The 12397-nt window shown below is 47.2% G+C and carries 9 protein-coding genes; 8 read left to right on the top strand and 1 reads right to left on the bottom strand.

Going from position 1 to position 12397, the window contains the following annotated elements; all coding sequences use genetic code 11:
• The first annotated feature begins 278 nt into the window (after positions 1–278).
• The 4 genes from hpf to ACL9RM_RS02890 all read left to right on the top strand — a co-directional run bounded on the left by hpf (position 279) and on the right by ACL9RM_RS02890 (position 6269).
• Complete coding sequence (gene hpf / locus ACL9RM_RS02875; RefSeq protein WP_013312261.1) at positions 279–839, top strand: ribosome hibernation-promoting factor, HPF/YfiA family; 561 nt, start codon at positions 279–281, stop codon at positions 837–839.
• Positions 840–1250: 411 nt separating this feature from the next.
• Positions 1251–3701 carry a preprotein translocase subunit SecA gene (secA, locus tag ACL9RM_RS02880; RefSeq protein WP_250260285.1) on the top strand — a complete coding sequence of 817 codons (2451 nt, stop codon included), beginning with the start codon at positions 1251–1253 and terminating at the stop codon, positions 3699–3701.
• Positions 3702–4158: 457 nt separating this feature from the next.
• Positions 4159–5272 (top strand): peptide chain release factor 2 gene (prfB, locus tag ACL9RM_RS02885; RefSeq protein ID WP_155765234.1). Its coding sequence is split into 2 segments (ribosomal slippage): positions 4159–4230 and positions 4232–5272, totalling 1113 coding nucleotides; the frame shifts between segments, so codons are not numbered across the junction.
• 97 nt (positions 5273–5369) lie between these two features.
• Entirely contained in the window at positions 5370–6269 is a 900-nt protein-coding gene (locus ACL9RM_RS02890; protein WP_250262164.1) for a YitT family protein, read from the top strand.
• Between the two features lie 98 nt (positions 6270–6367).
• On the opposite strand, the gene ACL9RM_RS02895 is transcribed toward ACL9RM_RS02890, so the two are convergent.
• Complete coding sequence (locus tag ACL9RM_RS02895; protein ID WP_250260286.1) at positions 6368–7288, bottom strand: SMP-30/gluconolactonase/LRE family protein; 921 nt, start codon at positions 7286–7288, stop codon at positions 6368–6370.
• A 416-nt stretch (positions 7289–7704) separates the two neighbouring features.
• Between ACL9RM_RS02895 and argC the strand changes: the two genes are divergently transcribed.
• From argC to ACL9RM_RS02915, 4 genes are all read left to right on the top strand, one after another.
• Positions 7705–8754: an N-acetyl-gamma-glutamyl-phosphate reductase gene (gene argC, locus ACL9RM_RS02900; RefSeq protein ID WP_250260287.1), complete on the top strand. Its 1050-nt coding sequence runs from the start codon at positions 7705–7707 to the stop codon at positions 8752–8754.
• A gap of 104 nt (positions 8755–8858) precedes the next feature.
• Positions 8859–10085 (top strand): bifunctional glutamate N-acetyltransferase/amino-acid acetyltransferase ArgJ, encoded by a 1227-nt coding sequence (gene argJ / locus ACL9RM_RS02905; protein WP_250260288.1) that lies wholly within the window; start codon positions 8859–8861, stop codon positions 10083–10085.
• Positions 10086–10201: 116 nt separating this feature from the next.
• Entirely contained in the window at positions 10202–11041 is an 840-nt protein-coding gene (gene argB / locus ACL9RM_RS02910) for an acetylglutamate kinase (RefSeq protein WP_061829941.1), read from the top strand.
• Between the two features lie 53 nt (positions 11042–11094).
• A complete protein-coding gene (locus ACL9RM_RS02915) occupies positions 11095–12357 on the top strand; it encodes an acetylornithine transaminase (RefSeq protein ID WP_250260289.1) in 1263 nt (420 codons plus the stop codon).
• The last annotated feature ends 40 nt before the right edge of the window (positions 12358–12397 follow it).

The following is a 12397-nucleotide window of genomic DNA, read 5'->3' on the forward strand; positions in this document are numbered from 1 at the left end:
GGGAAAGGGACACCCCCTTTTTCGATAAAAATCGCTTAGCATGAAGCCCAAAATAGTTGTTTGTCAGGACGTCAGCGGAGCAATATTCGTATATGCACTCATTATTCACATATGTATGCAAGTCGATTTTAAACATACCTGTTTTCAAAGAATGACGTTATCGGAAGCGTTTTAGCGAAAAAAGAAGAATTTTGTAAAATAGCTTCGGAATGTTGGTCTCTTTTTTTACTTGGCGTTAACATATGTGCTATACTGAAGGGGCAAAGGAGGCGTGCCCTATGAACTTAACAGTACGAGGTCAACAGATCGAGGTTACCGACGCTTTGAAGGACTACGTTGATAAGAAATTCAGCAGACTTGAAAAGTATTTCGATGCACCCCCGACGTCTGATGGAAGTGTAACGTTAAGCACAACCAGAGATTTGCACACTGTAGAAGTAACCATTCCTTTGCCGGGGCTTGTACTCCGTGCCGAAGACGAGAGCGATGACATGTATGCATCCATTGATGCCGTGGTAGACAAGCTTGAACGGCAGATTCGCAAGCACAAAACCAAGCTAAACCGAAAATTCCGTCAGGAAGGCAGTTTAAAAACCCTTTTTGTGGAAGATCCGGCAGGTGGCGTGGCTGTTGCTGAAGATGAGGATGTAGAACTGGATGAGCTGGAAGTCGTCCGCACCAAGCGTTTCTTATTGAAACCTATGGATGTGGAAGAAGCTATTCTTCAAATGAACATGGTTGGACATAATTTCTTTGTATTTTCCAATATTGACAATGAAGAAGTTAACGTAGTTTACAAGCGCAATGATGGCAAATACGGTCTGATCGAACGGGAATAGCCTGTGAAGTAGGAACTTTTCACATTTTAAAATGAATAGAACGATTTCGATTGAAGCATGCTTCATGGATATTAGGAAAATGAAAACAACACGAGCCTTATCCTTGCGAACCTGGCGGGATAAGGCTCTTTTATATGTTTTTTTGTAAATGAAGGAAAATTAAACTTGGATAAGTGTAACCAAGTTGTGTATTTCGTGCGTCAATTGTTTTGGTATCTTTAACCGGATGCAAATCTGGAGGCTGCTTGTGTTGCGGCATGTCCTACAAACTGTTACAATTTATGCAAAGAACATCGCACGATGGGCTGGTACAGCCGGGCCTGTCAAACATATCGGGAATCAATTTCATCATGGACCCTTTCTTATTGTGAAATTGATTCTATTAATTGTTTTGCGTGAAAGGGGTAAACCATGCTAGGAATTGTTAAGAAAATCTTCGGAGATACCAATGAACGTGATGTCAAGCGTTTAATGAAGACGGTTGAACTGATCAATAAGATAGAGCCGGATTTCGAAAAGCTCTCGGATGAGGAGTTGCAAGCGAAGACGGCGGAATTTAAAGCTCGGGTCGAACAAGGGACTACGGCTGAAGAAATTTTGCCGGAAGCTTTTGCAACTGTTCGCGAAGCGTCCAAACGGGTGCTGGGTAAACGTCATTATGACGTACAGTTGCTCGGCGGTATTGCGCTGCATGAAGGTAAAATTGCCGAAATGAAAACCGGTGAAGGTAAAACACTGGTAGGAACACTGCCGGTTTATTTGAATGCTCTGTTGGGCAAAGGCGTGCACGTGGTTACGGTCAATGACTATTTGGCGCAACGTGACAGCGGAGAAATGGGACAGATTTATAACTTCCTGGGAATGTCCGTAGGACTGAATTTGGCCAATATGGATCATGCCGCCAAGCAGGAAGCGTATGCTTGTGATATCACGTACGGTACAAACAACGAGTTCGGGTTCGATTATCTGCGCGATAATATGGTGCTTTACAAAGAGCAGATGGTTCAACGTCCGTTGTACTTCTGTATCATTGATGAGGTCGATTCCATTCTCGTCGATGAAGCTCGTACACCATTGATTATTTCAGGACAAGCTCAGAAATCGACAGAGCTGTATTTCGCGGCCGACCGTTTTGTGAAGAGCCTGAATGTTGAAGAAGATTACACGCTGGATATTAAGGTGAAGTCGGTTGCTTTGACCGAAAACGGCGTATCCAAAGCTGAAAATTTCTTTGGTCTCGAAAACTTGTACGATCAGGAAAGTGTTACAATCAATCACCACATTGTACAGGCATTGAAGGCTAATGCTATTATGCGTTTGGATGTGGATTATGTCGTAGCTGACGGTGAGGTTCTGATTGTCGATGAGTTTACAGGTCGTCTGATGGCTGGCCGCCGTTATAGTGATGGTTTGCATCAAGCCATTGAAGCGAAGGAAAACATCATTGTACAAAATGAAAGCATGACGCTAGCGACGATTACATTCCAAAACTATTTCCGTATGTACCGCAAATTGGCGGGGATGACGGGTACAGCGAAAACAGAAGAAGAAGAATTCAAAAAAATATATGGTCTGGAAGTGCTCCAAATCCCGACGAATCGCCCCAACCAGCGTGTGGATATGCCTGACGTAGTGTACAAGAGCGTGAAAGGCAAATTCCATGCAGTGGTAGATGAAATCCTGGAGCGTAACAAAAAGAACCAACCGATATTAGTAGGTACGGTTTCTATTGAAAACTCGGAGCTTCTTTCTGAAATGCTGAAACGCAAAGGCGTTCGTCACAAAGTGCTTAACGCGAAGTATCATGCTGAGGAAGCTGAGATTATTTCCCGTGCAGGTGAAGCTGGCGCAGTTACCATCGCTACCAACATGGCTGGACGCGGTACTGACATCGTACTGGGCGAAGGCGTATCAGAACTCGGTGGTTTGCACATCATCGGTACAGAACGTCATGAATCCCGTCGTATTGATAATCAGCTTCGCGGACGTGCAGGACGTCAGGGTGATCCGGGCTCCACACAGTTTTACTTATCGCTGGGCGATGAGTTAATGAAGCGTTTTGGTGCGGACAACGTACTGAATATGATGGAGCGGTTGGGTTTCGAGGAAGACCAACCTATCGAGAGCCGTATGATTACACGTGCTATCGAATCAGCTCAAAAACGTGTCGAAGGTAACAACTTTGATCAGCGTAAAGTCGTTCTCCAGTATGATGATGTAATGAACCAGCAGCGTGCTATTATTTACAAGCAACGCCGTGAGGTGCTGGAATCAGAAAACATCAAGGAAATTGTGTTTGACATGATCAAACCTGTCATTGAGCGTGTGGTGGAAGCTCATTGCGGTGATGACATTCCTGAAAACTGGGAACTTGAAGAAGTAGCAGAGTATGTGAACAACAACCTGCTTGAGGAAAATACACTTACACGTGACGACCTGTGGGGCAAGGAAAAAGAGGAGATCGTGGATATGATCTTCGAGAAAGTTACCAACAGATACCACAGCCGTGAAGAAATGATTGGCGAAGATATGGTACGCGAGTTCGAGAAAGTTATCGTACTGCGTGCAGTCGATAGCAAATGGATGGACCATATTGATGCTATGGATCAATTGCGTCAAGGTATTCACTTGCGTGCTTACGGCGGTACCGATCCGCTGCGCGAATATCAATTTGAAGGCTTCGAAATGTTCCATGCTATGATTGCTAGCATCCAAGAGGAAGTAGCGACATACATCATGAAAGCACAAATTGAATCCAATCAAGAGCGTCAAGCTGTCATCGACGAAGACAAAATCTCGACGAGTGGTGAACCCGCGGCTCCTAAAAAGAAATCCGCTCCTTCGCGTCCGCGTAGAAAATAACGGATTGAAATTAAGGGAGAAATCTTGAGATACACTATTCCCTGCAGTGCATATAATGGCAGGCGGCAGTTCAACCACTGACCGTCGGCCATTTTGTGCCATACAGGGGTGAGACTGATGTGTTCAACTTATAGCTCTTCTGTTTGAGGGTCAGTTTGAATATTGATGAATGGCTAGATTGCTCTCAATTCTTTTAAAACAATTATGACAAGCAAGCAGGTATCTGCTTGTTTGTCAGTTAATTCAGCAGTTAATCTGGCTCACATAACCAGAGCCAGGTATTTAAAAAGCAGTTTGACTTTACGGCGTTTACGGCGGTCGGTAGCGAAGCGGAGGATTTGAATCTGGAGAAGCGTCAGCGATCGTAAGATCAAATCATTCGCGCAGCGTCTCCTCACCCAGCCGTAACTCACAACGCTCCATCCCCCTAACCATATATTAAAAGGAGAATGACATCATGATTGATCCAAGTGTAAAGCATGATTTGCGAGAAATAGGCAAGAAACTAACAAACCTTAGGGGGTCTCTTTGACTTAGATCTCAAACAGGAAATGATCGCAAACTTTGAAGTAAAGATGGCTGCACCTGACTTTTGGGATGATAATGATAAGGCTCAAGGTGTAATTGCAGAAATGAATGCTGTTAAGTCGTCAGTAGACAGCTATGAACAGCTTCGTCAGGAATATGAAGACGCTGGTATGATGGCTGAGCTGGCTGATGAGGAAGGCGATGAAACACTGGCTGGAGAGATCGAGAACAGTGTCACTTCTCTGCTGAGCAAGCTTCAGGAGTTTGAATTGCAATTGCTTTTGAATCAGCCGTATGACAAACTTAATGCCATTCTGGAGCTGCATCCGGGAGCAGGCGGAACTGAGTCCCAAGACTGGGGACAAATGTTGCTACGGATGTATACACGCTGGGCTGAAAAACGGGGCTTTAAGGTAGAGACCCTGGATTATCTAGCGGGTGATGAAGCAGGGATTAAGAGTGTAACACTATTGATTAAAGGCTATAATGCCTACGGCTACCTGAAAGCGGAGAAAGGCGTGCATCGGCTGGTTCGTATCTCTCCATTTGATTCCTCCGGCCGTCGGCATACATCGTTCGTATCCTGTGATGTGGTGCCTGAAATTGCGGATGATGTGGACATTGAAATCCGCACGGAAGATCTCAAAATTGATACGTACCGGGCCAGTGGTGCGGGCGGTCAGCATATTAATACGACCGATTCAGCCGTTCGGATTACGCATTTACCTTCCGGTATTGTCGTGACCTGTCAGAATGAACGTTCCCAGATCAAGAACCGAGAGCGTGCCATGACGATGCTCCGTTCCAAGCTCTACGAGCGTAAGATCGAAGAGCAGCGTCAGCAATTGGACGAAATCCGCGGAGAACAGTCCGATATTGCATGGGGTAGCCAAATTCGCTCCTACGTGTTCCATCCATACAGCATGGTTAAGGATCACCGTACTAGCGTGGAGACTGGCAACGTAGGAGCTGTCATGGATGGCGATCTCGATCCATTCATCGATGGTTACCTGCGCAGCCAAATTAAGCTGGACGCAGAATAATAGCCTGTACGTTTTCCTACAGTCTGCAGACCATGTGCCTGCGGACTGTAGGAATTTTTGTGTAACGGTATTTTTTAACTAAAGGAGAACACGAATGATGTTTCAATTGAATCCTCCCGCTGCCCGCCGAAGACGACGCAAGCCTCTGATTGCCGCCAGCGGACCCGCACGCAACATGACCGATATTTTGCTGATTATACTCGGCTCTTTCATTACAGCGCTGACCTTTAACATGTTCTTGCTCCCAAACCGGATCGCATCCGGAGGTGTATCGGGCTTGTCTATCTTGGGCGAGGACCTGTTTGGCCTGGAACCCGCCTATACGCAGTGGGGAATGAATATTCCATTATTTATCGCAGGGGTCCTGCTGTTAGGGAAAAAATACGGTTTGCGTTCTTTGCTGGGAAGTATTATGCTTCCGCTGTTCGTTTATGTGACGAAGGACTGGGCAGTACCGACAACAAATCCGTTGCTGGCTTCGCTATATGGTGGAATCGGAGTAGGGTTGGGTTTAGGTACCGTGTTTCGGGGCAGGGGCTCGACGGGTGGACTGGCTATTTTGGCGCAGATTATTCAAAAGTATACGGGTTTTAGTCTTTCTCTCTGTGTCATGTTGATGGATGGCACGGTGATTACACTGGCTGGTTTCACCCTCTCGCCGGAACGGGCGCTGTATGCATTGATCGGCTTGTTTGTAACGGGCAAAGTCATTGATGCCGTGGAAATGGGACTGAGCTACTCCAAAGTGGCTTACATCATATCCAATCAGAAAGAAACGATCACGCAGGCTATTTTGCAGGATTTGGACCGGGGATTGACAGAGCTGGCGGGACGGGGCGGGTACACGAACGAAGAACGTCCTGTGCTTATGGTTGTAGTCGGACAAAACGAGGTAACTCGCCTTAAAACGCTCGTCCGCTTGGTAGACCCAGAAGCCTTTGTGATTATTAGTAATACTCGTGAGGTATTGGGTGAAGGGTTTAAGAAGGAAAGCTGAAACCAAGAGGGCCTTCTGGAGGCATGCTCTTAACTGAATCCATGCAGGAGAGCCCACTAATGTAGTGGGCTCTTCTCTCTTCAGAATGGCTTTACTAGCTAGTTTCTTTTTACTAATCGTTCAAGCCAATTTGCCGTTTGTCCTTGATTGAAATACGAGGTTGGCGTCCCTTTTACGCCTGTTTTCACCATGAATAGACCGCCTGCTAAGGGTTGATCGGCACTATTATCATCTTGAGCAGTCGTAATATATAACTCATCCAGATGTTCACCGCCAAAAGCGCACGAAGTCACACAATTGACGGGGAGTGACACCTCAGCAATCACTTCTCCATGAGCAGGATGGATACGGGAGACCCGTTTACCGCCCCATCTCGCGATCCACAACATGCCCTCTGCATCGATTGTCATGCCATCTGGATACCCTTCACTTTCATCCAATCTAGCCACCAGTTGCTTATTCCTAATCGTGCCTTGTGCCACATCGTAATCGAAGGAGACGACCTCCAATGTTGGAGTATCAATGAAATACATTGTACGATGATCTGCGCTCCAGGCTAATCCATTAGATATGGAGGCTTTATCAACCAGTAAGGAGACATGGCCTTTTGTGCTCAAACTATACAATGCCCCTTGCGCGTGTTCGTCATTTAGGCTCATTGTTCCTGCTAAAAAACGCCCTGCAGGATCGCATTTTCCATCATTAAAACGATTACCTAGTCTACCTTCCTCAGGATCATGGATCAATACTTTGGCCCCTGTCTCAATATCCAAACAATATAGACCGCTAATCAGCGCTACGATCACTTTATTTTTGAGATAAGGTACAACTGCACCAATATGTTCACCAACATCTATTGTACGATCTGTGCACGTAGAAGGATCATAGATATGCAATTGAAAGCCTTCAATATCGACCCAAAATAAACGCTGAAACCGCTGATCCCAGCTGGGACCCTCGCCTAACTTTGCTTTTGCATCTATAACGATATTCGCTGTACATGTTTCGATGTGTAGCACTCCTAACGTTTTGGTTTATTTTCGACCCTAATTATCCGCTTCAGCGGCTCCTCTGCGCAGATTCACTAGATGCAGCCCATGTGATTTGCTCTTGTGTGTAGTGCTGCGTGTACTCCCTTCATGTTCAACAAGCTCATATAGTGCAGCAAATGACCAATCGAGATGAATACCAATATGTGAAATAATTTAAAGGGAATATCCCCCTTTTCTTTATGCAAAACGGCAGACTGTATTCAAGAGGCCCTCTGTCTATTTTTTATTTCCTTTATTATAGCCTGTACTGCCTGCCCGTCAAAAGAATAGGTAAGAGCGCATATTTTAAATTTGGAGGAATAACATGACATGAGGTGTTGTATTTATATGAATAGAGTCGTATAATAATACATATTTCATAGGAACGGAATGGAGGAAGGTCTGTGAGCAGCAAGTTAAAAGTGGCAATTGTCGGTTCCACCGGGTATGGCGGGGTGGAGCTGATTCGTTTTTTGGTTCATCATCCGCAAGTAGAGATTGTATCTGTTATTTCTTCATCCAGCGCGGGTGTCCCAATCAGTGACGGGTTTCCACATCTGACGGACATTGTGGTGCAGGATTTGGACGGTGTCGAAGTCCACGAAATTGCTGCCAAGGCCGATCTGGTTTTCACTGCTACGCCATCGGGCGTTAGTACTAAGTTAGTGCCGCAGCTTCTTAATGCCGGACTGAAGGTCATTGACCTTTCCGGGGACTTCAGGCTTCGAAGCGGAGAAACGTATGAAGCATGGTATAAAAAGCCTGCGGCTTCACCCGAGTATCTCAAGCAAGCAGTATACGGACTCAGTGAGGTGTATGCAGAAAAGCTGGCGGGCGTTTCTTTTATTTCTAATCCAGGCTGTTATCCGACCGCAACATTGCTGGGCATTATTCCTGCGCTGAAAGCGGATTGGATTGACCATCGGTCGCTGATTGTAGATGCCAAATCCGGGGTATCCGGCTCAGGTAGGGGAACAAGTCTCGTTTCGCATTATGCGGAAATGAACGAGAACTTTAAGGCTTATAAGGTGAATAAGCACCAGCACATCCCTGAGATCGAACAGGTACTGGGTGATATTGCGGGCGAGGACGTAACGATTACGTTTACGACACAACTTGTTCCCATGACCCGAGGAATTATGAGTACAATTTATGTCACGCTGAAGGGTGACCATACAGATCAGGATCTTATCGGGTTATACCGGGATTATTATAAAGGGCATCCTTTTGTCCGTGTACGTGGCGAAGGTATATGGCCAGCAACGAAGGAAGTATTGGGTTCGAATTACTGCGACATCGGTTTTGCAGCAGATGCTCGAACCGGGCGCCTTACGATTATTTCCGTCATTGATAATGTTGTGAAGGGTGCCGCTGGACAGGCGATTCAGAATTTAAATTTGATGATGGGATGGGAGGAGAACCTCGGGCTGGGCTTCATACCGGTATATCCGTAAGTAGCAAGTAACCGCAACATTGGATACGGAAACGTCAGCGAGCGGAATTTCGAATACAGGCAGCTGTCATTCATCGAATATGTTGCGAACGAGGGCACATAATTATGGGCAAAGTAGAGTTTACAGTAGTAAACGGAGGCAACATCGTAACTCCGCGTGGCTTTACAGCCGGAGGATTACACTGCGGACTGAAAAATTCGTACCGCAACGATATGGGCGCGATTCGTTGCGAGGTAGAAGCGACAGCTGCTGCGGTGTACACCACCAATGTGTTTCAGGCTGCACCGCTGAAGGTGACCCGCGAGAGCTTGGCAGATGGCCGATTGCAGGCAGTAGTGGTGAACAGCGGGAACGCCAATGCCTGCACGGGACAACAAGGAGAGCAGGATGCCTACGCTATGCGTTCGGCTGCGGCTCATGAACTGGGTGTTGCTGAGAGCAATGTAGCCGTCGCCTCGACGGGCGTGATCGGCGAGCATTTGAAAATGGATTGTGTACTTGGCGGTATATCCTCCTTACCTGACCGTATGAACGGGGCAAACGATGGAGCAGAGCAGTTTACGCAAGCCATTCTGACAACGGATTTAGTTAAAAAGGAAGCGTGTGTGGCGGTTGAAGTGGACGGTGTGACCGTACACATCGCTGGGGCGGCCAAGGGCTCGGGCATGATACATCCGAATATGGCAACAATGCTCGCTTTTATGACCTGTGATGCAGCGATCGGACAGACGGCGCTTCATCAACTATTAAAGCAGGCAACGGATACCAGCTTTAATATGATTACGGTGGATGGGGATACGAGCACGAACGATATGCTAATCGCCATGGCGAGCGGACTGGCTGGCAATCGTGAGCTGAACGTTGGGCATCCCGATTGGGACGCTTTTGCCGAGGCGTTCACCTATATCTGCCGAGAGCTGGCGAAGGCAATTGCTCGCGATGGAGAGGGTGCTACGAAGTTGGTAGAGGTGTCTGTAAGCGGAGCGGTAAGCGATGCGTCCGCTCAAGCGATAGCCAAGACGGTGGTTGGGTCCAGTCTGGTCAAGTCAGCCGTCTTCGGAGCAGATGCGAATTGGGGACGGATTATTGCGGCCGTAGGGCGTGCTGGAGAGCCAGTTAATCCAGATACGGTAGATATTCGCTTGGGTGATATTGTTGTGCTAAGCCAATCGAGTCCGGTCGCTTTTGACGAAGAAGAGGCGCTAGCCTATTTGAGGGGAGATACGGTGCAAATTATTGTTGATTTGCATCACGGGAACGGAACTGCTACAGCATGGGGCTGTGACTTAACCTATGATTATGTGCGGATTAACGCTGCTTATCGGACATAGAGACCAGAATAATACGGATTGAATAAGGATAGTAGATAATAGAAGCAACGGGCGGATGGAAGTCCAGTATCATTTGAAAATTGCACGGATATGCAGAGAAGAAAAGGAGAGATGATATGCAATCGGCAGTGGAACACGCGGATCAAGCGAATCATGCGGGAGTGGCTCGTCGTAATTTTGTGATGAAATGCGGAGGAAGTACGCTGGCTGCGTTACCTGATTCCTTTTTTGAAGATTTGGCGCGTTTGCAGTCGGAAGGTCTTCAACCTGTCATTGTACATGGCGGTGGCCCTGCGATTTCCGACAACTTGGCGAAGCTTGGGATCGAAACAGAGTTTATTCATGGATTACGCAAAACGACCGAACCCGTGCTGGATGTCGTGGAAATGGTACTGGCAGGCAGCATTAACAAGCAGATTGTACGTAGAATAGGGATGCATGGGGGCCGAGCGTTGGGGTTGTCAGGCAGTGATGGCTATTTAATCGAAGCCAAGCCTGTGTCGAACGCCGCTGAGGTCGGTTGGGTCGGAGAGGTAACGTCCGTTCAAGCCTCGATTATTACAGGTGTACTGGATATGGACTATATGCCTGTTATTGCACCCATCGGGATAGATCGATCTGGTCAGCGTTACAACATTAATGCAGATACAGCGGCGGGTGCGGTAGCCTCTCATCTGGGGGTCAGTCGGATGATCGTCGTTACAGATGTACCAGGCATATTGAAGAAGTATGGCGGAGAAAAGAAGGTGTTGGACTCTATCACCGTACAGGAGATTGAGGATATGATCAGCACAGGTGAAATATACGGTGGTATGATCCCGAAAGTGAGAGCGGCTATTGCCTGTATCCATGGCAAAGTGAAGGAAGTCGTCATTGTGAACGGTAGCGAACCGCAGGTACTAAGCCGTGTGCTGGGCGGAGAATCGATTGGAACACGCATCGTGCGTATGCAGTAATTACAATATATAGCTCGACCTATATAACCAAACGATAAAGGAGCGTGAACATAATGAGTAAGGAACCGAATACGCTGGTGAGCGAGGAAATGCCAAGTACGGATGGAAGCGGAGTGCAAATGGAAAAGGTTTCGGCAAAAGCGCAGACAGAAAGCGCCCTTTTTCCAACCTACGCAAGATACCCGCTTACACTCGTGAAAGGACAAGGAAGCTGGCTGTGGGACGATCAGGGCAAGCGTTATCTGGATTTCATGTCAGGCATTGCCGTTACCAATCTCGGCCATGCGCCTCAAGCAGTAGCTGAACGATTGAAAAAACAGATCGATGAATTGTGGCATGTATCTAATCTGTTTCATATTCCGGGGCAGGAACGGGCCGCTACCTTGTTGACAGCAAACAGCAGCGCAGATGCCGTGTTTTTCTGCAACAGCGGGGCCGAAGCGAACGAAGCTGCAATTAAGCTGGCGCGTCGTTACCACCAGAAGGTAAAGCAGACCGGTCGCTACGAAATCATTACGTTCACGCAATCCTTTCACGGACGGACGCTGGCAACCTTGACCGCTACGGGTCAGGACAAAGTTAAAGAGGGATTTTTACCGCTTCCTGCCGGGTTCAAAAGTGTTCCGCTTCATGATCAGACGGCGCTTGAAGCAGCCATTAGTGAGCACACGGCGGCAATTATGCTGGAAATGGTGCAGGCCGAAGGTGGCATGTATCCGGTAGACCCTGCTTTCGTAGATGTGATTACAAAGCTGTGCCGCGAGCATGGTTTGCTGCTGATCATTGACGAGGTACAAACAGGTATGGGACGGACGGGCAAACTGTTTTCCTTTGAGCATTATGGTATAGAGCCGGATATCTTTACATTGGCGAAAGGACTGGGCAGTGGTTTCTCTGTGGGTGCAATGCTAGGCAAAGGATATTTGCGTGAAGCGTTCACAGCGGGCAGTCATGGTTCTACCTTTGGAGGTACGCCACTTGCTATGGCAGCGGTTCAAGCTACTATTGAAACGATTATTGATGACAAGCTACCAGAACGTGCAGCTGAGATGGGAGATTACCTTTTCCATAGTCTGCAAAAGCAACTTGGAGATAGCCCTTTTGTAAAGGATATCCGTGGAAAAGGTCTGATGGTCGGTATTGAGTGTGCGGAATCGGTAGCGGAGCTTGTGTTGGCAGGACAGAAGAAGGGCATTCTGTTCATTACAGCAGGACCAAACGTGATTCGTCTGTTGCCTAACTTGTATGTAACGAAAGACGAAATAGATCAGGCTGTAACCTTGATTGCTGAATTGTTTCGGGAGCATTTGGCTTAGTGTAAAGGCCAAATTATCATAGACTAGAGTGTAAAAGGAG

This window comes from Paenibacillus sp. S29 (assembly GCF_049319765.1).
GTDB classification, from domain to species: domain Bacteria; phylum Bacillota; class Bacilli; order Paenibacillales; family Paenibacillaceae; genus Paenibacillus; species Paenibacillus polymyxa_B.